This window comes from Roseateles sp. P5_E4 (genome assembly GCF_054049255.1).
Genome location: NZ_JBFUMS010000003.1, coordinates 407,859 through 427,994, shown reverse-complemented (window position 1 = coordinate 427,994; position 20,136 = coordinate 407,859). Strand labels below are relative to the sequence as shown.

The 20,136-nt window shown below is 67.6% G+C and carries 19 protein-coding genes; 12 read left to right on the top strand and 7 right to left on the bottom strand.

All coding sequences use genetic code 11. The features are described 5' to 3' along the window. Positions 1–42: 42 nt before the first annotated feature. The 3 genes from ACXJLH_RS08985 to ACXJLH_RS08975 are packed head-to-tail and all read right to left on the bottom strand — an operon-like array spanning position 43 to position 2,994. Positions 43–879, bottom strand: a complete 837-nt coding sequence (locus tag ACXJLH_RS08985) for a sulfurtransferase (protein WP_457443525.1) — start codon at positions 877–879, stop codon at positions 43–45. Further along, positions 876–1,760 carry a DMT family transporter gene (locus ACXJLH_RS08980; protein ID WP_056199684.1) on the bottom strand — a complete coding sequence of 295 codons (885 nt, stop codon included), beginning with the start codon at positions 1,758–1,760 and terminating at the stop codon, positions 876–878. Before ACXJLH_RS08980 ends, ACXJLH_RS08985 begins: the two co-directional genes overlap by 4 nt. A 19-nt stretch (positions 1,761–1,779) precedes the next feature. Continuing rightward, entirely contained in the window at positions 1,780–2,994 is a 1,215-nt protein-coding gene (locus ACXJLH_RS08975; RefSeq protein WP_457443523.1) for an aromatic ring-hydroxylating oxygenase subunit alpha, read from the bottom strand. A 235-nt stretch (positions 2,995–3,229) separates the two neighbouring features. On the opposite strand from ACXJLH_RS08975, the gene xseB reads away from it, so the two are divergent. Genes xseB through dxs form a run of 3 tightly spaced genes read left to right on the top strand, consistent with a single transcriptional unit; the run spans position 3,230 to position 6,278 of the window. Next, entirely contained in the window at positions 3,230–3,490 is a 261-nt protein-coding gene (xseB, locus tag ACXJLH_RS08970; RefSeq protein WP_056198557.1) for an exodeoxyribonuclease VII small subunit, read from the top strand. Further along, positions 3,487–4,374, top strand: a complete 888-nt coding sequence (locus tag ACXJLH_RS08965; protein ID WP_056198553.1) for a polyprenyl synthetase family protein — start codon at positions 3,487–3,489, stop codon at positions 4,372–4,374. The genes xseB and ACXJLH_RS08965 overlap by 4 nt, the downstream gene beginning before the upstream one ends. Before the next feature lie 11 nt (positions 4,375–4,385). Continuing rightward, positions 4,386–6,278, top strand: a complete 1,893-nt coding sequence (gene dxs, locus ACXJLH_RS08960) for a 1-deoxy-D-xylulose-5-phosphate synthase (protein WP_457390239.1) — start codon at positions 4,386–4,388, stop codon at positions 6,276–6,278. Here the strand turns inward: dxs and ACXJLH_RS08955 are convergent. Further along, positions 6,229–7,134: a LysR family transcriptional regulator gene (locus ACXJLH_RS08955; protein ID WP_457443521.1), complete on the bottom strand. Its 906-nt coding sequence runs from the start codon at positions 7,132–7,134 to the stop codon at positions 6,229–6,231. The genes dxs and ACXJLH_RS08955 overlap by 50 nt on opposite strands. Before the next feature lie 70 nt (positions 7,135–7,204). Between ACXJLH_RS08955 and lysA the strand changes: the two genes are divergently transcribed. The 5 genes from lysA to ACXJLH_RS08930 all read left to right on the top strand — a co-directional run bounded on the left by lysA (position 7,205) and on the right by ACXJLH_RS08930 (position 13,129). After that, positions 7,205–8,440 (top strand): diaminopimelate decarboxylase, encoded by a 1,236-nt coding sequence (lysA, locus tag ACXJLH_RS08950; protein WP_457443519.1) that lies wholly within the window; start codon positions 7,205–7,207, stop codon positions 8,438–8,440. A 48-nt stretch (positions 8,441–8,488) separates the two neighbouring features. Further along, on the top strand, positions 8,489–9,619 hold the full coding sequence (locus ACXJLH_RS08945; protein ID WP_457443517.1) for an HD domain-containing phosphohydrolase: 1,131 nt from the start codon (positions 8,489–8,491) through the stop codon (positions 9,617–9,619). Between the two features lie 117 nt (positions 9,620–9,736). Then, positions 9,737–10,300, top strand: coding sequence for an alkyl hydroperoxide reductase subunit C (ahpC, locus tag ACXJLH_RS08940; protein WP_056198538.1), 564 nt, complete (start codon positions 9,737–9,739; stop codon positions 10,298–10,300). A 140-nt stretch (positions 10,301–10,440) separates the two neighbouring features. Beyond that, complete coding sequence (gene ahpF / locus ACXJLH_RS08935) at positions 10,441–11,997, top strand: alkyl hydroperoxide reductase subunit F (protein WP_457443515.1); 1,557 nt, start codon at positions 10,441–10,443, stop codon at positions 11,995–11,997. A 58-nt stretch (positions 11,998–12,055) separates the two neighbouring features. Next, a complete protein-coding gene (locus ACXJLH_RS08930; RefSeq protein ID WP_457443513.1) occupies positions 12,056–13,129 on the top strand; it encodes a hypothetical protein in 1,074 nt (357 codons plus the stop codon). Here ACXJLH_RS08930 and rarD read toward each other — a convergent pair. Beyond that, positions 13,044–13,925: an EamA family transporter RarD gene (rarD, locus tag ACXJLH_RS08925; protein WP_457443511.1), complete on the bottom strand. Its 882-nt coding sequence runs from the start codon at positions 13,923–13,925 to the stop codon at positions 13,044–13,046. The two genes, ACXJLH_RS08930 and rarD, sit on opposite strands and share 86 nt — an antisense overlap. Positions 13,926–14,014: 89 nt before the next feature. Here rarD and ACXJLH_RS08920 point away from each other — a divergent pair, with 89 nt between their 5' ends. Both ACXJLH_RS08920 and ACXJLH_RS08915 read left to right on the top strand, forming a co-directional pair. After that, entirely contained in the window at positions 14,015–14,284 is a 270-nt protein-coding gene (locus tag ACXJLH_RS08920; protein ID WP_056198526.1) for a MoaD/ThiS family protein, read from the top strand. Between the two features lie 3 nt (positions 14,285–14,287). Further along, entirely contained in the window at positions 14,288–15,358 is a 1,071-nt protein-coding gene (locus ACXJLH_RS08915) for a WD40/YVTN/BNR-like repeat-containing protein (protein ID WP_457443508.1), read from the top strand. Here the strand turns inward: ACXJLH_RS08915 and ACXJLH_RS08910 are convergent, their stop codons facing one another. Further along, the gene (locus ACXJLH_RS08910) at positions 15,359–16,225 is read right to left on the bottom strand and encodes an ADP-polyphosphate phosphotransferase (protein WP_457443506.1); all 867 of its coding nucleotides are present in this window, start codon (positions 16,223–16,225) and stop codon (positions 15,359–15,361) included. It lies immediately after the preceding gene. A gap of 99 nt (positions 16,226–16,324) precedes the next feature. On the opposite strand from ACXJLH_RS08910, the gene ACXJLH_RS08905 reads away from it, so the two are divergent. Both ACXJLH_RS08905 and ACXJLH_RS08900 read left to right on the top strand, forming a co-directional pair. After that, positions 16,325–18,256 carry a CocE/NonD family hydrolase gene (locus tag ACXJLH_RS08905; protein WP_457443504.1) on the top strand — a complete coding sequence of 644 codons (1,932 nt, stop codon included), beginning with the start codon at positions 16,325–16,327 and terminating at the stop codon, positions 18,254–18,256. Positions 18,257–18,309: 53 nt separating this feature from the next. Continuing rightward, positions 18,310–19,056, top strand: a complete 747-nt coding sequence (locus tag ACXJLH_RS08900) for a substrate-binding periplasmic protein (protein ID WP_457324179.1) — start codon at positions 18,310–18,312, stop codon at positions 19,054–19,056. Positions 19,057–19,087: 31 nt separating this feature from the next. Here the strand turns inward: ACXJLH_RS08900 and ACXJLH_RS08895 are convergent, their stop codons facing one another. Then, entirely contained in the window at positions 19,088–20,086 is a 999-nt protein-coding gene (locus ACXJLH_RS08895) for a zinc-dependent alcohol dehydrogenase family protein (RefSeq protein WP_457443502.1), read from the bottom strand. Positions 20,087–20,136 lie beyond the last annotated feature (50 nt).

Below are 20,136 nucleotides of genomic sequence, written 5' to 3'. Positions count from 1 at the left end.
TGGAATGCTTGTCGGAGATCAAGCCTTTGCTCATCCCTTGGCCTAACCTTTAGCGATAGGCCGGGCCGGGTCTGATGACCATTCGCTCCAGGAGCCGGGGTAAAGCAGGCTGTCGCCCAAGCCGGCGTGGGCCATGGCCAACAGGTTGTGACAGGCGGTGACTCCGGAGCCGCATTGCTGGACCACCGCGCCGGCACTGTGCGGTGCCAGCAAGGCCTGGAACTCGGCACGCAGTTGGGCCGCAGGCTTGAAGCGGCCGTCGGCGCCGAGGTTGTCCTTGAAGAAGCGGTTACTGGCGCCGGGAATGTGGCCGGCGGCCTTGTCCAGCGGCTCGACCTCGCCACGGAAGCGCTCGGCGGCGCGGGCGTCGATGAGGCGGACGTTGCCGAGCTTCTTGAGCAGCGTGGCGGCGTCGATCTGGCCGACCAGGGGCTGGCCGGGTTGCCAATCGGTGGGCGCTTCAGTTGGGACATCCGCCGTCATTTCGCCGTCCCAGGCGCCGTCGAGCACGGCCACCTCGGCGTGGCCCAGCCAGCGCAGCATCCACCAGATGTGGGCGGCGTAGGGGCCGCCCTGGCGGTCATAGGCGACAACCTGGCGGCCGGCGCTCAGGCCCAGGCGGCGCATCAACGCGGCGAAATCCTCGCGCTCTGGCAGCGGGTGGCGGCCACGGAAGGACCCGTCGGGGCCGGTCTTGTCGCCGCAGAGGTCACGGTCCAGGTGCAGGTAGAAGGCGCCGGGGATGTGGCCGGCCGCGTAGGCGCGCTCGCCGGCGTCGGTGTCGGCGAGGTCGAAGCTGCCTTCGAGGATCAGCGGCGGCTCGGGGGACTGAAGCAGCGCGCGCAGCTCGGCGGGGGTGATCAGCGTGGTGTGGCTCATGACTCAGCAGGGTTGAACTGGCTGTCTTTTGGCGGCGGGGCGACCTTGGAGCGCAGCAGCGTCGCCGCAAGGCCGGCGCCGATGATGAGCAGCATGCCGAAGGTGGCGTGCCAGGTCAGCGGGTCCTTGAACAGCAGCATGCCGTAGATGAAGGAGAAGACGATGCCCAGGTATTGCAGGCAGGCGTTCACCAGCGGGCGGCCGATGGAGTAGGCGCGCGTCAGGCACACCTGGGCGGTGGTGGCCAGCACGCCGACGGCGAGGAGCAGAAACGCGCCCCACAGCGTGTGACTTTGCAAGCCGCCCTGGGTCACGGCCGTGATGACGGCGCCGGCCACGCAGCCGCCGACCGAGAAGTAGAAGACGATGCGCAACTCGGGCTCGCCGACGCGGCCCAGGGCCGTGACCTGCAGATAGGCCATCGCGGCGATCATGCCGGACAGCAGGCCGGCCAGGCCGTACCAGAGCTGCTGCTGGTCCAGCGTCGGGCGCAGGATCAGCGCGACGCCGACGAAGCCCAGCAGCACCGAAGCCATCAGCCGCCAGTCCAGCCGCTGGGCACCCATCAGCACGGCGCCGCCGAGTAGGAAGAGGGCCATCCAGACCGAGGACATGTAGTTCAGCGTCATCGCCGTGGCCAGCGGCAGGTGGCTGATGGCGTAGAACCACAGGCACAGCGAGGTGACGCCGGAGATGCTGCGCCACAGATGCATGCCGGGTAGGCGGGTCTTGAGGCTCAAGCCCTGGCGGTGCGACAGCAGGGCCATCATCACGGAGCCGACCAGGCCGCGGTACATGACGATCTCGCTGGCCGCGTAGAACTCGCTGGCCAGCTTGACGCAGACGCCCATGGTGGCGAACAACAGCGTCGCCGCGACCATGAGCACCGAGGCTGGCACGTCAGGCTTCTTTGCTGGTGCTGGATGCGGCCGTCGTGTCTGACCCAGTGACTGCCGCAGAACCGGCTTCGCTGGGCTGCTGGCAGTGCCCCCTTGAGGGGGCTGGCGAAGCCAGCAGGGGGTGGGACCGATACCATTCATGGAAGTGCTGCATGCCGTCTTCCATCGGGCTTTGGTAGGGGCCGGTCTCGTTGTCGCCACGCATCATCAGCGCCTTGCGGCCGGCATCCATGCGCTCGGCGATCTCGTCGTCCTCCACGCAGGTTTCCATGTAGGCGGCCTGGTGGGCCTCGACGAAGTCGCGCTCGAAAGCGGCGATCTCCTCGGGGTAGTAGAACTCGACGAGGTTGACGGTCTTCTGCGGCGACACCGGGTGCAGCGTCGACACGACCAGCACATGCGGGTACCACTCGACCATGATGTGCGGGTAGTAGGTCAGCCAGATCGCGCCGGCCTCGGGCGGGCGGCCTTCGCGGAACTTCAGCAGTTGGTCGTGCCAGCGCTGGTAGACCGGCGAGCCGGGGCGCTCCAGGTCCTTGTGCACGCCGACAGTCTGCACCGAATGGTGCTTGCCGAACTCCCAGGCCAGGTCGTCGCAGCTGACAAAGCCACCCAGGCCCGGGTGGAAGGGGCCGACGTGGTAGTCCTCAAGGTAGACCTCGATGAAGGTCTTCCAGTTGTAGTTGCACTCGTGGACCTGGACCTTGTCGAGCACATAGCCGGAGAAGTCCAGCTGCGCCCGCGGGCCCAGCTTGCTCAGCTCGGCGGCGACGTCATGGCCGTTGTCCTCGAACAGCAGGCCGTTCCATTCCCGCAGCGGGTAGCGGTTCAGGTTCAGGCAGGGGTCTTCGGCAAAGTGCGGCGCACCGATCAACTCGCCCTGATGTGAATATGTCCAGCGGTGCAGCGGGCAGACGATGTTGGCCTGGGTGTTGCCGCGACCCTTGAGCATCAGCGCCTGGCGGTGGCGGCAGACGTTGGAGATCAGCTCGATCCCCTGGCTTGAGCGCACCAATGCCCGGCCTTCGCCTTCCTGCGGCAGGGCGTAGTGGTCACCGATTTCGGGGACGGCCAGTGCATGGCCGACGTAGCGGGGCCCTCGCTGGAAGATGCTGGCCTGCTCGCGCTGGAACAGATCGGGGTCGAAATAGGCGCTCACCGGGAGCTGGGTCTGGCTGCGTTTGAGCGCCGAGACGGGAAGACTCAGGTCGGACATGATCCAGGCGGGTCTTTCAGGCGGGTAGAGGTGCTGCGTCCCTCCGGCGCATCTCGGGGCTGCCGAGTCGGCCAGGTTGCTAGGTGTGAAAAGGGGAGCTCGAAGGCACGCGCGTGCGCGCTCGAGCGAGAGGTCCGGGATTCTACGCATGCCCGCGTCCTCCGTCCGACGGTTACGTCCGCATGCACCAAGCTGAGGAAACCCGCTGACTACAATTGCTGTTTCGCGTTTTGAAATGACCAAGTCCTCTCCCCGCACCAAGGCCGCCTCGAGCGACGGCGATGCCGACCTCAGCTACGAGCAGGCGCTCGACGAGCTGGAGCGCATGGTGGCGGCCATGGAGGGGCAACAGCTGCCGCTGGACCAACTTCTGCACAGCTACAAGCGGGGCGCCGAGTTGCTGGCTCTGTGCCGCGGGCGGCTGCAGGCGGTGGAACAGCAGGTCAAGCTGCTGGACGGCGCCGAACTGAAGGCCTGGGAGGGCCCCGAATCTTGAATGCACAGGACTTTGACCGCTGGGTGCAGGCGTCTTTGAACGCCTTCGAAGCGGCGCTGGATGATCTCGTGCCCGCTGCCGCGCCCGCAGGCCTCGGCGAGGCGATGCGCTATGCGGTGCTGGGCGGTGGCAAGCGCCTGCGCCCGCTGTTGGTGCTGGCGAGTTGCGCGGCCGTGGGCGGCGACAGCTTTGCGGCCATGCGCGCAGCCTGCTCGGTCGAACTCATCCACGCCTATTCGCTGGTGCATGACGACATGCCCTGCATGGACAACGACGTCATGCGCCGCGGCAAGCCGACGACGCACGTCGCCTTCGGCGAAGCCCAGGCCATGCTGGCGGGCGACGCGATGCAGGCCCTCGCCTTCGAGGTGCTGACGCCGGACACGGGCATTGCTCCCGCCCTGCAGGCGCGGTTGTGCTCGCTGCTGGCCCGCTCGGCCGGCCACGACGGCATGGCCGGCGGCCAGGCCATCGACCTGGCCAGCATTGGCAAGCGACTGGACGAAACCACGCTACGCGACATGCACCGCCGCAAGACTGGTGTGCTGCTGCAGGCCAGCGTTCTGATGGGCGCGGCCTGCGGGTCGGTGTCGACGCAGGCGACCCAGTCGCTGTCCGACTACGGCGCGGCGCTTGGCCTGGCCTTCCAGGTTGTCGACGACATCCTCGACGTGACCCAGGATTCCGAAGTGCTGGGCAAGACGGCCGGCAAGGACCAGGATGCCAACAAGCCGACCTACGTCAGCGTGCTCGGCCTGAACGCGGCACGCGCCCTGGCTCAAGCGCTGCGCGCCGAAGCCAAGGCGGCCCTGGCCGCCAGCGGCCTGGCCGATGTGAGCCACCTCAGCCTGCTGGCCGACTCCGTTGTAGAGCGGGACAACTAAAGAGGACCGCCATGGAATACACGCTGCTCAAAGGCATCGACAGCCCGGCCGACCTGCGCCGCCTGCCGCGCACCGAACTGCGCAAGCTGGCCGACGAGGTGCGCGCCTTCGTGCTGGAGAGCGTCTCCAAGACTGGCGGCCACCTCGGCTCCAACCTTGGCACGGTCGAGCTGACCGTGGCCCTGCATTACGTGTTCAACACACCGGACGACCGGCTGGTGTGGGACGTGGGCCACCAGACCTATCCGCACAAGGTGCTGACCGGCCGGCGTGACCGCATGCCGGGCCTGCGCCAGATCGGTGGCATCAGCGGCTTCCCGCGCCGTGACGAGAGCGAGTACGACACCTTCGGCACCGGCCATTCGTCGACCAGCATCTCGGCGGCCCACGGCATGGCCATGGCCTTCAAGCTCAGGGGCGAAGACCGCCGCGCCGTGGCCATCATCGGCGACGGCTCGATGACGGCCGGCATGGCCTTCGAGGCGCTGAACAACGCCGGCGTGGCCCATGGCGGCCTGATGGGCGACCTGCTCGTCATCCTGAACGACAACGACATGTCCATCAGCCCGCCGGTCGGCGCGCTGAACAAATACCTCGCGCGGCTGATGAGCGGCAGCTTCTACGCCGCCGCCCGCGAAAGCGCCAAGAGCGTGTTGAAGAACACGCCGCTCTACGAGTTCGCGCGCAAGTTCGAGGAGCACACCAAGGGCATGGTCGTGCCGGGCACCATCTTCGAGGAGTTCGGCTTCAACTATGTCGGCCCCATCGACGGACACGACCTGGACTCGCTGATCCCGACACTCGAGAACCTGCGCGAGAAGAAGGGCCCGCAGTTCCTGCACATCGTCACCAAGAAGGGTGCAGGCTACAAGCTGGCCGAGAACGACCCGGTCAAGTACCACGCCGCCTCGGGCAAGTTCGACCCGGCAGTGGGCTTCGTCAAGCCGGCCACGCCGCCCAAGACGACCTTCACGCAGGTCTTCGGCGACTGGCTGTGCGACATGGCCGAGGCCGATCCGCGGCTGGTGGCCATCACGCCCGCGATGCGCGAGGGCTCCGGCATGGTGGAGTTCCACAAGCGCTTCCCGCAGCGCTATCACGACGTCGGCATCGCCGAGCAGCACTCGGTCACCTTCGCCGCGGGCCTGGCCTGCGAAGGCATCAAGCCGGTCGTCGCAATCTATTCGACCTTCCTGCAGCGCGCCTATGACCAGCTGATCCATGACGTCGCCATCCAGAACCTGCCCGTGCTGTTCGCGCTGGACCGCGCCGGCCTGGTGGGTGCTGACGGCGCCACGCATGCCGGCAACTACGACATCGCCTACACGCGCTGCATCCCCAACATGGCCGTGCTGACGCCGGCCGATGAAGACGAATGCCGCCAGGCGCTGTACACCGGCTTCATGCACAACGGGCCGGTGACGGTGCGCTACCCGCGCGGCGCGGGCGTTGGCGTCGTGCCTGTCAAAGCCATGACGGCCCAGGCCTGGGGCAAGGGTGAAGTGCGTCGGCAGGGCCAGCGCATCGCGATCCTGGCCTTTGGCACGCTGCTCTATCCCGCGCTGGAAGTGGCCGAGCGCCTGGACGCGACCGTGGCCAATATGCGCTTCGTCAAGCCGCTGGATGCTGAGCTCGTTGCCGAACTGGCGCGCACGCATGACGTCATCGTCACCGTCGAGGATGGCTGCATCATGGGCGGCGCCGGAAGCGCCGTCGTCGAGGCGTTGAACGCCGCCGGCCTCGGCGTGCCGGTGCTGCAGCTCGGCCTGCCCGACGAGTTCGTCGAGCACGGCGACCCGGCCAAGCTGATGAGCCTGTGTGGCCTGGACGCCGCCGGCATCGAGGCCAGCATCGTCAAGCGCTTCGGGACGAAGCCGACGGTCGTGCGCGCCGCAGCGCGCTGAGCAGGTCTTCGATCAAGGGCTGCGCCGGCCGATGCAGCGGGATCAGTGCGCTGACCCGGTAGGGAATCGACACCGACAGTGGCCGCACGACCAGGTCGGATCCCGCACAGGCCGCTGCCGTCAGCGGGTTCACGATGGCCACGCCCAGCCCGGTCCGCACCAGTTCGCAAACGGCCACGGCGCTGTGCGTCTGCACGCGCAAACGGCGCTGGATGCCCGCGGCATCGAAGCGCGCATCGATCTCGCGCCGATAGGGGTCGTCCTCGGCGAGGCTGATGAAGTGCTGGCCTGCGAAATCCTTCAGCGCCAGCCGCTTGCGCGACGCTAGTGCGTGGTCGGCCGGCAGCACGGCCACTTCGTCCGCCTCCAGCACCGGCTCGACGCGCACGCCAGGCAAGGGCGTCGCCTGTTCGGCCAAACCGAGGTCGAAGCGCTGCTCGCTGATCCAGGCATCCAGCAGCGGCGGTTCGGCTGGTGTGATGGACACGCGTGCCGACGGGTTGGCGGCCAGCAGTTGATTCAAGGCGCCGGGCAGCAGCGCGTGGCTCAGCGCGGGCAGGCTGAGCAGGCTCAGCTCGGCATCCTCCGAGCGGCCCAGCGCCTCGGCCCGCTCGATGACGCGCGCCAGGCCCTGGAAGCTGCGTTCCACCTCATCGAACAGTGCACGTGCCCTCGCCGTGGCCTTGAGGCGGCCGCGCTCGCGCTCGAACAGGGCATAGCCCAGGAGATGCTCGAGCCGGGCGAGGTCGCGGCTCAGGGTCGGTTGCGAGGTGTGCAGCAGCGCGGCGGCGCCGGTGACGCTGCCCGCCGTCATGACAGCGCGGAAGACTTCGATGTGGCGGTGCTGAATATCCATATCAGGATTGAATTGTCGCTGCACAAATTTCAATTTGATTGAATGGGTCGCCGCGGGCATGCTTCGATCCATGACCAAGCCCCTTCCTGCCGCCCTGAACCCCGCCCGCCTGCAAGCTCTCGCCGCCGGGCACGGCACGCCGCTGTGGGTCTATGACGCCGCCACCATCCGCGAGCGCGCCGCGTCGCTGAAGCGCTTCGACGTCGTGCGCTTTGCGCAGAAGGCCTGCTCCAACATCCACATCCTGAAGCTGCTGCGCGAGGCCGGCGTCAAGGTCGACTCGGTGTCGCGCGGCGAGATCCTGCGCGCGTTGGCGGCAGGCTACGAAGCTGGTGGTGACGAGATCGTCTTCACCGCCGACCTGTTGGACCACGCCACGCTGGCAACGGTTGTCGAGCACCGCATCCCGGTCAACGCCGGCTCCATCGACATGCTCGATCAGCTCGGCGCCGCTTCGCCCGGCCATGCGGTCTGGCTGCGCATCAACCCGGGCTTCGGCCATGGCCACAGCCACAAGACCAACACCGGCGGCGAGCACAGCAAGCACGGCATCTGGCATGCGGACCTGGGCGCGGCGCTGGCAGCAATAAGCCGCCATGGGCTCAAGCTGGTCGGCCTGCACATGCACATTGGTTCGGGCGTGGACTACGAGCATCTGGCCCAGGTCGGCCAGGCCATGGTCGGTCTGGTGCGCGAAACGGTCGCGGCCGGGCATGACCTGCACGCGATCTCGGCCGGCGGTGGCCTGTCGATTCCCTACCGCGATGGCGATGCGCGCATCGACGTGGCTCACTATTTCGGCCTCTGGGACGCCGCCCGCCGCGAGGCGGAGACCTTGGTGGGCCATGCGCTGAAGCTGGAGCTGGAGCCGGGTCGCTACCTCGTCGCCGAGAGCGCTGTGCTTCTGGCCGAGGTGAGGGCGGTCAAGAACGCTGGCGCCAACCGTTTCGTGCTGGTGGATGCGGGCTTCAATGAGCTGATGCGCCCGGCCATGTACGGCGCCTTCCATGCCATGAGCCTGCTCGGCGCCAGCGGCCCCGAGCAGCCCACCGTCGTGGCCGGCCCGCTGTGCGAGTCCGGCGATGTGTTCACGCAAGGCCCGGGCGGCGAGGTGCTGACGCGCGACCTGCCGGCAGCAAGCGTTGGCGACCTGCTCGTCATCCACGACGCGGGTGCCTATGGCGCCTCCATGTCCAGCAACTACAACAGTCGGCCGCTGGCGGCAGAGGTGCTGGTGGACGGCGACACGACCCGCCTGATCCGCCGTCGCCAGACTGTCGAGGAGCTGCTGGCGCTGGAAACCTGAGCGTTTCTCCGCTGCGGCGGCGCGTGCAAGTCCGGAGATCATCCGGCCATGAAACTCGTCCCCATCCAGCAGGTTGCCGGTCACATCAAGGCCGGGGCGCCCCTGCCTTTCGGGGTGCGTGATGCCGAGGGCAAGCTGCTGCTGGCCAAGGGCCAGCCGGTGCCCAACGAGCAGATGCGCGAGGCGCTGCTGAACCGCGGCGTGTTCGTCGACATGGAGGAAGTGCGCGACGCCTCGGCGCGCAGCAGCGATGGCGGTGCGGGCAGCGAGGACTTCTTCGGCCGCTGGGAGGCGATGCAGACGCGGTTGTCCGTACTGCTGCGCACGCCGCAGGAAACCCTCTTCCTGCCACGCGTCAAGGAATGCGCCGGCCAGCTGATCGCCTGGACCGAGCGTTTCCCTGACCAACTGCTCTTCGTCGTCATCCAGCACGACCACAGCCGCCACGAGGTCTACGGACTGGCCCATTTGCTGCACACGGCCGCTGTCGCCGCGCTGCTGGCGCGCCGCCTCTCATGGACGCCGGAGCGCCAGAAGAGCCTCGTTGGCGCCGCGCTGACGATGAATCTCTCCATCATCGACCTGCAGGGGCGCCTGGCCTCGCGTGGCGGCAAGCTGGCACCACCCCAGCGCGCGGCCATCGACCGCCATCCTGACGAAGCCGTGGCCTGGCTGCGCAACGCCGGCCTGGACGATGCGCAATGGCTGGCTGCGGTGGCCCAGCACCATGAGCAGCCGGGCGGCGGTGGCTATCCGCAAGGCTTGGCCGAGCCCGACGAGGCGGCCCAGCTGCTGCGCCTCGTCGACATCTTCCTGGCCAAGCTTGCCAGCCGCGGCGGCCGCGCAGGCATGCCGGCACCGCAGGCGGCCAAGTCGCTTTACACCGGCAGCAATGGCCATCGCTTTGCAGCGCTGCTGGTCAAGGAGGTCGGCATGTTCCCGCCCGGCACCCTGGTCAAGCTCGCCAGCGGCGAGATCGCGGTGGCGGTGCGCCGCGGTACATCAGGCAACACTCCCATCGTCAGCGCCGTTATGAATCGTCATGGGGATGCCTTAGGCTCTCCCGTCAGGCGTGACACGGCGGTGGCCGAGCATGCGATCACGGGTCTGGTGGCCGCGCAGGTACTGCGCGTGAAGCTCAGCCCGCACCAGCTCTACGACCGCCGCTACGAAGCCTGAGCGTCCGGCCTCATAGGCTGGATCAATGATGTCGATTTGATAAATGTTTTCTACTGAAAACTCATCTTCGATATAGTTCTACCTATCCCATCAACCAGCGCCCTACGGAGCTTTCGAATGTCCCTGATCAACACCCAAGTCCAGCCTTTCAAGACCGAAGCCTTCCACAACGGCAAGTTCATCACCGTTAGCGACGAAACCCTGAAGGGCAAGTGGTCCGTGCTGATCTTCATGCCGGCCGCTTTCACGTTCAACTGCCCGACCGAAGTCGAAGACGCGGCCGACAGCTACGCCGAGTTCCAGAAGATGGGCGCCGAGGTCTACATCGTCACGACCGACACCCACTTCTCGCACAAGGTGTGGCACGAGACCTCGCCGGCCGTCGGCAAGGCCAAGTTCCCGCTGGTGGGCGACCCGACCCACACGCTGACCAATGCCTTCGGCGTGCACATCCCCGAAGAAGGCCTGGCACTGCGCGGCACCTTCGTCATCAACCCGGACGGCGTCATCAAGACCGCCGAGATCCACTCCAACGAGATCGCCCGTGACGTGTCGGAAACGCTGCGCAAGCTGAAGGCTGCCCAGTACACCGCCGCCCACCCCGGCCAGGTCTGCCCGGCCAAGTGGAAGGAAGGCGCTGCCACGATCGCCCCGAGCCTGGATCTCGTCGGCAAGATCTAAACAGCCATGCTGTTCGTCAGGAACCCGGGAGGGTTCCTGCCTTCTGCAGAACCAGACAGGTTCTGCTGAAAGGGCCTCCGGCATCGGGGACCCTTTCAGCAGTGGCCCGCCCCGCCACGCCTCACTGAAAGGACACCACCATGTTGGACGCCGCACTCAAGACCCAGCTCCAGGGCTACCTGGACCACGTCAAGGTCCCCTTCGAGATCATTGCTTCGCTGGACAACTCCAAGTCCAGCGACGAGATGCGCGAGCTGCTCGAAGAGATCGCCGGCATGCACGACAAGATTTCGCTGCGTACCGACGGTGTCGACACCCGCACGCCGTCATTCCTGCTGCGCCGCACCGGCACAGAGCAATCGCTGCGCTTTGCCGCCATCCCGCTGGGCCATGAGTTCACGTCGTTGGTGCTCGCGCTGCTCTGGACCGGCGGTCATCCGCCGAAGGTCGAGCAGGCGCAGATCGACGCCGTCAAGGCGCTGGACCTGGATCTCGACTTCGAGATCTACATGAGCCTGACCTGCCACAACTGCCCGGACGTCGTGCAGGCGCTGTCGCTGATGGCCATCGTCAACCCGCGCATCCGCACCACCGTCATCGACGGTGGCCTGTTCCAGAGCGAGGTCGAGGCGCGCGACATCATGGCCGTGCCGGCCGTGTGGCTGAACGGCCAGCCTTTTGCCTCGGGCCGCATGTCGCTCGAGGAGATCGTCGCCAAGCTCGACACCGGTGCCGCCGTGCGCGACGCCAAGAAGCTGGATGCCGAGGAGCCCTACGACATGCTCATCATCGGCGGCGGCCCGGCCGGCGCCGCAGCGGCCGTGTACGCAGCGCGCAAGGGCATCCGCACGGGCGTCGCCGCTGAGCGCTTCGGCGGCCAGGTCAATGACACGCTGGGCATCGAGAACTACATCTCCGTGTCGGTGACCGACGGGCCGAAGTTCGCCGCCGCGTTGGAAGGCCACGTCAAGGACTACCAGGTCGACATTCACAACCTGCAGCGCGCGGAGAAGCTGACGCCGGCTGCGCAACCCGGTGGCTTCGTCGAGGTCGAGCTGGCCAACGGCGCCAAGCTCAAGGGCAAGACCGTCATCCTGTCCACCGGCGCGCGCTGGCGCAACGTCGGCGTGCCCGGCGAGGCCGAGTACAAGAACAAGGGTGTGGCCTATTGCCCGCACTGCGATGGCCCGCTGTTCAAGGGCAAGCCGGTCGCGGTCATCGGCGGCGGCAACTCCGGCGTCGAGGCGGCCATCGATCTGGCCGGCATCGTCAAGCACGTGACGCTGGTCGAGTTCGGCGCCGAACTGCGCGCCGATGCGGTGCTCGTCAAGAAGCTGCAGAGCCTGCCCAACGTCACCATCATCGTGAACGCGCAGACGACCGAGTTCACGGGTGGCAGCAATGGCAAGCTCGACGGCCTGAACTACACCGACCGCATCAGCGGCGAGAGCAAGCGCGTCGAGGTCGACGGCTGCTTTGTGCAGATCGGCTTGGTGCCCAACACCGAGTGGCTGCGCGGCACGCTGGAGCTCAGCAAGCACGGCGAGATCATCGTGGACGCCAAGGGCGCCACCTCGCTGCCCGGCGTGTTCGCCGCCGGTGATGTGACGACCGTGCCCTTCAAGCAGATCATCATCGCCGCCGGCGATGGTGCGAAGGCGGCGTTGGGTGCCTTCGACTTCCTGATGCGCAGCTGACGCCGGTCCGCCTAGACTGCCTCCCCAGCGCCCGCCAAGCGGCGCACAGGGAGTGCAGATGAAGGAAGGACTGCTGATCGCTCAGGCGGTGTTGCTTTGCGTGCTGCCGGGAATTCTTCTTGCGCTGTTCCTTCGTGAGCGGCGCCTGAAGAACCTGCAGAACAGGTTGCTGGATGAAGTGCTGCCGAAACTCGCGCCCCAGCAGCGCTGGTTTCGCGTCAATCTGGCACGCCCCGCCTACTTCGCGCGGCGCATGCGGATATTTGGCTTCGAGGCCAAGGGCCTGCTGATTGACCAAGGCGATTTGCTGCGCATCGTGGCGGTGCAACCCGACGGCGGGCGGCTGGAGCAACTGGTGACCAAGACGCCGGATGCTGTCCGATGGCGGGGCAACGTCGGGATACGGTCCGCCAACCTGCACTGGTTGGAACTGGGCAACGGTTCCGACTCGATCATGGCCTCGGCCGACACCGGCATGAACGCGGTGGCCTCCCGAGAGGCCACTGCCGACATCATGCGCAACTTGTTGCCTCAGCAGCCACTCGATGCCTCGGCTTTGGCGGACTTTGCGCTAGAAAAGCATCCGGGGGCACTTGCCGCCACCCTGAGCTCTCTGGTGCTGATGGTCGCCGCACTCGTCGACCTCACGATCACGGAGCATCAACTGTTGCAGCCACGCAGTCTGTTCTTCCTTGGATTGGTTGCCGTGCCGCTGGGCTTGTTTATCTATCTGCTGCTGGCGCGGCGCAAAGTGCCTGCCCGGGAGGCCTGGGCGCTCAGCGGCCTGATGGTCTGTGGGTTGGCGATCGCTGCGCCGGGTACCGCGATGCGGCTGGATCAATGGCTCTCCGGCGGCGCCCTTGCGACGCCCTACCGGCTGGTTTCCGGCGCTCGCCTCGAACCCGTCGAGCCCGGTCCGCCCGAGGTCACGCTGAACCATGTGCGCGAGTACTGGGCCCAGTTCGAGCCCGGCTCCGTCCATGAACTGGATATCGTGCACGGCCCTCTGGGCATCTGGCAGCTGGACCGCAGCCGCCTCAACGCACTCACGCGGGAGTGGTATCGGCGCGAGGACGACGCCACGCCAGCCGCAAGCCGTCCAGCGAGTACAGCGCCAACGCCGCCCAGATGAAGCCAAAGGCGATCAGCCGGCTCGCGTCCATCGGCTCATGGAACAGGAACACGCCCAGCAGGAACTGCAGCGACGGCGACACATACTGAACGACGCCCAGCGTTGCCAGCGGCAGGCGCCGCGCGCCGGCCGCGAACAGCAGCAGGCTGCCGGCCGTCACGGGCCCGGTGCCGATCAGCCAGGCCCAGTCCACGGCCGTCTGGCCAGCCATGCTGCCGTCCTGCGACCACCAGATCAGCCCGGCCGCAGCCAGCGGCGCAAGGATCAGCGTCTCCAGCGTCAGGCCTTCGATGGCACCGAGGGCGGCCGTCTTGCGCATCAGCCCGTAGAGGCCAAAGCTGACCGCCAGCACCAGGGCCACCCAGGGCAGCTTGCCGCCTGCCACCGTCAGCCACAGCACGCCGATGGCCGCCAACCCCACGGCCAGCCACTGGATGGGCCGCGGCCGTTCGTGCAGCACCGCAAAGCCCAGCGCGACGTTGACCAGCGGGTTGATGAAGTAGCCCAGGCTGGCGTCGATGACATGGCCATGGCCGACAGCCCAGACATAGGTCAGCCAGTTGATGGCGATCAGCGTGGCCGACAGCGCAAAGCGCCGCCAGGTCGCCGCGCTGACGTCCTTCAGCCAGGACAGATTGCGCGTCACCAGCAGCACGACGGCCACGAAGGCCAGCGACCACAACGTGCGGTGGGCCACGATCTGCAGCGCGGGGATGGAAGCGATCTGGCGGAAGTAGAGCGGGAACAACCCCCAGCTCAGATAGGCGCCGAGGGCGAAGAGGACACCGGAATTCATCGGCCGCATTCTGTCCGTGCGGGTAAGCCCGGGGATATTTGAGGGATACGAGGTCGTCGAATTCGATGGCCGTCGTTCGTCGTGCATCCATGGCCCTTGTCGAATTCACCCCCCAACTGCGCCGCTTCGTGGACGCGCCTTCCTGCCAATGCGAGGCGTCCACGCTGGGCGAAGCCCTGCATGCCGCCTTTGCCGAGCAGCCGCGGCTGCGGGGCTACATCCTCGACGAGCAGGGCCATCTGCGCGTCAACGTGGTCGTCTTCATCGACGGCAAACGGGCGCGCGACCTGCGCGGCCTGAGCGACCCGCTGCGGTCGGACAGTCGCATCCATGTCCTGCAAGCACTCTCTGGAGGTTGAACCATGACAGACCGCGCCTGGGCCGCGACCCGCAAAGGCCTTTTCGAGCTGCGCCGCCGTGCCGGCACCTGGCATATCGAGAACCTCAGCTTCGTGGCCGACCCGGTCACCATGCTGCTGCCGCCCGACGCCTCGGGCTTCATGCTGGCCGGCCTCAACCTGGGCCACTTCGGCGCCAAGCTGCAGGCAAGCGACGACGCCGGCAAGACCTGGTGCGAGGTCACGGCGCCGAGCTTTCCGGCCCAGCCCGAAGGCGCGGAAGGTCCGGCCTGGAAGCTGGAGCAGGTGTTCTCGCTGGAGCGCTCGGGCGACGCCATCTGGTGCGGCAGCATTCCCGGCGGCCTGTTCGTCAGCCGCGACCGCGGCGAGAGCTGGCAGCTCAGCGAGGCGCTGTGGCAGGACCCGCGCCGCCTGCAGTGGATGGGCGGCGGCAACCCGGCGCCGGCCCTGCATTCCATCTGCCCCCACCCGGCCAAGCCGGAGGAGTTGCTGGTGGGCGTGTCCTGCGGCGGCGCCTGGCGCACCACCGATGGCGGGAGCAGCTGGGGCCTGCGCGCCAAGGGCATGCGGGCCGACTTCATGCCGCCCGAGCTGGCCGGCGACGAGAACTCGCAGGACCCGCACCTGATCACCCGCTGCCGTGCCGAGCCTGATGTGCTCTGGTGCCAGCACCACTGCGGCATCTTCCGCAGCAGCGACAACGGCGCGACGTGGGAAGAGCTGCAGGCCCAGCCGTCCAGCTTCGGTTTCGCCGTCGCCGCGCATCCGGCCGACCCGCAGACGGCCTGGTTCGTGCCCGCCGTCAAGGACGAACGCCGCATCCCTGTCGACGGCGCCCTGTGCGTGACCCGCACGCGCGACGGCGGCAAGAGCTTTGACGTGTTGCGTGCCGGCCTGCCGCAACAGCATTGCTACGACCTGATCTACCGCCACGGCCTGGCGGTGGACGACGCGGGTGAGCAGTTGATGATGGGCTCGACGACCGGCGGCCTGTGGGCGAGCGGCGACGCGGGCGACAGCTGGCAGGCCGTGTCGGCCCACCTGCCGCCCGTCTACGCCGTCAAGTTCGGCTGATCACGCCTTCAGCCGCTTGCGGATTGCCGCCAGCTCGACGGCGTCGAGGGTGGGCTCGGGGTAGCTCATCTTCAGCGCCGTGAGCGTGTCGACAATGACCTGGGACACGATCAGGCGTGCGTTGCGCTTGTCGTCCGCCGGCACCACATGCCAGGGTGCCTCCTCGCTGCTGGTCGCGCCCAGCATCTCGCCATAGGCCTGCATGTACTTGGGCCAGAGCTCGCGCTCGGCCATGTCGTCGGCCGTGAACTTCCAGTTCTTGGCCGGGTCTTCCAGCCGCGCCAGGAAGCGCTGGCGCTGCTCCTCCTTGGACAGATGCAGGAAGAACTTCAGCACCCGCGTGCCGTTGCGGTGCAGGTGCTGCTCCAGGTTGTTGATCGACGCATAGCGGTCGGCCCAGACCTTGGGTGCCCGCACCGCCTCCTTGGGCAGCGACTGCGCCGCCAGGATCTCCGGGTGCACGCGCACGATCAACACCTCCTCGTAGTAGGAGCGGTTGAAGATGCCGATGCGCCCGCGCTCGGGCAGGCACTGCGTGGTGCGCCACAGGAAGTCGTGATCCAGCTCCTGGGCGCTGGGATGCTTGAAGCTGAACACCTGGCAGCCCTGCGGGTTCACGCCCGACATCACATGCTTGATGACGCCGTCCTTGCCCGCCGCGTCCATGGCCTGGAAGACCAGCAGCAGCGAGTAGCGGTTGTGCGCATACAGCAGGTTCTGCAACTCGCTGAGCCGCTCGACCTGGGCGCCCAGCCGCTGTTCGTAGTCGCCCTTGTCGCTGTACAGCGGGTCGACGGCCGTGGCCCAGTGCTTGAGCTTGACCTTCTGGCCGGGCGCAACTCGGTAGGCCTGGGTGTCGATCTTCATGGCGGAGCCTCCTGCAGCCTGACGAGCCGCCAGCCTAACGCCACGCTCCTCCCGGTCGGTGTCAGACTTCGCCCCTCCTTCAACCCGCCGTTGCCGACGATGCTGCTGTTGCGCGCCTCCTTCCTGTTGCTGCTGGGCCTGACCGGCCTGGCGGTCCAAGCCGCCGACGAGGAGAACAAGCCGCCGGCCTACGAGCCGCGCGAGCACTACACCAAGTACGAGTACCGCGTGCCGGTGCGCGACGGCAGGAAGCTCTTCACCGCCGTCTATGTGCCCAAGGACCAGAGCCGGCGCTACCCCTTCCTGATGGTGCGCACGCCTTATGGCTGCGGGCCCTACGGCGTGGACCGCGATGGCATCAAGGGCCTCGCGCCGAACGAGGAGTTCCTGAAGGCCGGCTACATCTTTGTCTGCCAGGACGTGCGCGGCCGCAACATGTCGGAAGGCGAGTTCATCGAGATGACGCCGCACAAGCCCGTCAAGAAGAGCGTGGCTGACGTCGATGAAAGCTCTGACACCCACGACAGCGTGCAGTGGCTGCTGGACCGCATTTCCGGCAACAACGGCCGCGTCGGCCTCTGGGGCGTGTCCTACCCGGGCTTCTACACCTCGGCCTCCATCATCGACTCGCATCCGGCCATCAAGGCCGCGTCGCCGCAGGCGCCCATTGCCGACCTCTTCAAGGGCGACGACAGCTATCACGGTGGGGCCTTCATGCTGGCGGCCAACTTCGGCTTCTACACCGGCTTCAAGCCGCAGCAGGCACCGGTGCCACCGCCCAAGCAATGGCCGCAGTTCGACTGGGGCACGCTGGACGGCTACGAGTTCTACCTGCAGCACGGCAACCTCGACGCGCTGGCGCAGCGGCTGGCCAAGGACGGCGGCCCCAACCCCTACTTCGACGTGCAGCTGGAGCATGACCGCTACGACGAGTTCTGGAAGTCCCGCGCCATCACGCCCCATCTGAAGAACATCCGCGCCGCCGTGTTGACGGTCGGCGGCTGGTTCGACGCCGAGGACCTGGCCGGCCCGCTGGCCACCTTCCGCGCGATCGCTGGGCAGAGCCCTGCCACCGACAACCGCCTCGTCATGGGCCCCTGGGTGCATGGCGGCTGGGTCGGCGCGCCGGGGCGGCAGCTGGGCCGCGTGCAGTTCCAGCAGCCCACCGCCGAGCAGTTCCAGAAGGAGGTGCTGCTGCCCTTCTTCGAGCAGCATCTGCGAGAGGTCGCACCCAAGGCACCCATTGCGAAGGCCACCGTCTTCGAGACCGGCACCAACGTCTGGCGCCGCTACGACGCCTGGCCGCCCAGGCAAGCGCAGGCCCGCACCCTCTACTTCGCACCCGGCGGCAAGCTCAGCTTTGCGCCGCCCGACGCGACCGAGCCCGCTTTCGATGCCTGGGTCAGTGACCCCAACAAGCCCGTGCCCTACATCGGCTATGCGAGCTTGGGCGTGCCGCAGGAATACATGGTCAGCGACCAGCGCTTTGCGGCCACCCGGCCGGACGTGCTGACCTTCCGCAGCGACGTGCTGGAGGAGGACATCACCATCGTCGGCCCCATCGTCGCGCGCCTGTTCGCCTCGACGACGGGCAGCGACGCCGACTGGGTCGTCAAGCTCATCGACGTCTACCCCGCCGAACTGGAGGAGGAGGCCGCGAAGAAGCGCAAGCCGCGCACCGAGGACGTCGAACCGCCCGAGGCACCGCTCGGTGGCTACCAGCAGCTGGTGCGCGGCGACCCATTGCGCGGGCGCTTTCGCAACAGCTTCGAGGCGCCCGAGGCCATGGTGCCGGGCCGCGTCGAAGAGCTGCGCGTTGGGCTGCAGGACATCAACCACAGCTTTCGCCGCGGCCACCGCATCATGGTGCAGGTTCAGAGCAGCTGGTTCCCGCTCATCGATCGCAACCCGCAGACCTTCGTGCCCATCCGCAGCGCGAAGCCCGAGGACTTCCAGGCCGCGACGCAGAAGCTCTACCGCTGGCGCGGCCAGGCCTCGGGGCTGGACATCAGGGTGCTGGAGCCGCACTGATGCCACCGTGCGGGACTATCCTCAGTCGCTAGCCGCCAAGGACCAGAGCCGAGATGTTCCGACGACTGCTGCTTGCGCTGATGCTGTTCACGCCGCTGCTGGCCCAGGCGGCCTGCACGCGGCCGTTGCGCGTGCCCTTTGAGGACTGGCGGCCCTATTCCTTCATGGCCGACGGCCATCACACCGGCCTGGAGACCGAGTTGCTGGCCGCCGTGGCCAAGGAGGCCGGCTGCCGCGTCAGCTATGTGCGCGAAGTGCCGCGCAACCGCCGCCTGCCCATGCTGCTCGCGGGGGAACTCGATGTGCTGATCGCTGCGACGCCGCGCTCTGACGCCGCCTGGTACACGCGCGCCTATCGCGACGAGGTGCTGGGCGTGTTCATGCGTGCCGACGAGGCCCGCATGGACGTGCATTCGCTGGATGAACTGCTGCGCGCCAACCTGCGCCTCGTTACCCACCGCGGGCCGGCCCTGGTGCCCATCATCAACGACTTCAAGGCCCATGGCCTGCTGACCTGGTTCGAGGAGTACGCCAAGGGCGTGCAGCTGATGCAGATCGGCCGCGGCGACGTGCTGCTCGGTGACAGCGTCGCCATCGCCTTTGCTGCGCGCGCCGCCGACGTGCCTCTCATCGAGCTGCCCATCCACCTGCTGCGCGACCCCGTCACCTACAAGCTCAGCCGCAAGTCGCTGACCGAGGCCGACCTGCGCGCCTTCAACCAGGCCATCCAACGCCTGGAGTCGCGTGGTGAGCTGCAGCGCATCCGCGCGCGCTGGCTGGGCTCGGTGCCGAGACGCTAGAGGACGGTGTCCGCCGCGGCTCAGTGGGGACTCAATGCCTGGGCACGACAAGGATCTTGCCGTCGCGCTCGCCGGTTGCGGCCGCGGCAATCGCCTCCTTGATTTGCTCGACGGGATAGGTCGCGTGGATGCGCGCCTTCAGTTGGCCGGTGGCGAGCAGCTTGGTCAGCTCGCCATAAAGCGCCATCTGCGCCTCGCGCGATGCGACGCGGAACCACTTGGCCAGCCAGAAGCCCCGCAGCGTCAGGTCGTTGAAGACGAAGGACTGCGGCGACACCACGCAAGGCTCGCCGCTCATCAGCCCGTAATTGACGACGGTGCCGCCCTCGGCGACGCAACTCGCCAGCCGGTTGGTCGCCTTGCCGCCGACGGCGTCGATGCCCAGGCGGATAGGCGCGCCCGATACGGCCTCCTTGACGCGCTTGGCCAGGTCGTCGCCATCCACCAGCACCACATCGCCGCCGTCCGCCTTCACGACCGCTGCCGCGCCCTCGCGCCGCACGATGTTGACGGTGCGCAGGCCGCGCAGCTTGGCGAGCTGCGTGAGGTAGCCGCCCACGCCCGAGTTGGCGACGTTCTGGATGACCCAGTCGCCCGGCTGCAGCGTGACGAACTCCGACAGCATCAGCGAGGCCGTGGCCGGGTTGACGGTCAGCATGGACAACTGCTGCGCATCGGCGCCAGCGGGCAGGGGCACCAGGCGCTTGGCGTCGGCGACGAGATGGCTGGCCCAGGTGCCGCTGCCGGCGGGCAGCAGAACCGTCTGGCCCGCACTCAGATGAGTCACACCCTCGCCGACGGCCACAACGCGGCCCACGCCCTCGCTGCCGCCCACTGCCGGCAGCGGCGGCAGGATGCCGTAGCCACCGGTCAGCATCAGCACGTCCGACGGGTTGATGGGTGCGGCCAGCACAGCGACGAGGGCCTGGCCGGCGCTGGGTGCGGGCGGCTCGAAGGGCAGGGCCCCGATGACGTCCTGCGGCACCGGCCCGCGTTGTTCGTATTGCGCCTTGATGCCCTGGATCGTCATGCCGGTCTCCTGCTATTGGATGGAACGGTCGATTCTGAGCCCGCCCGGGG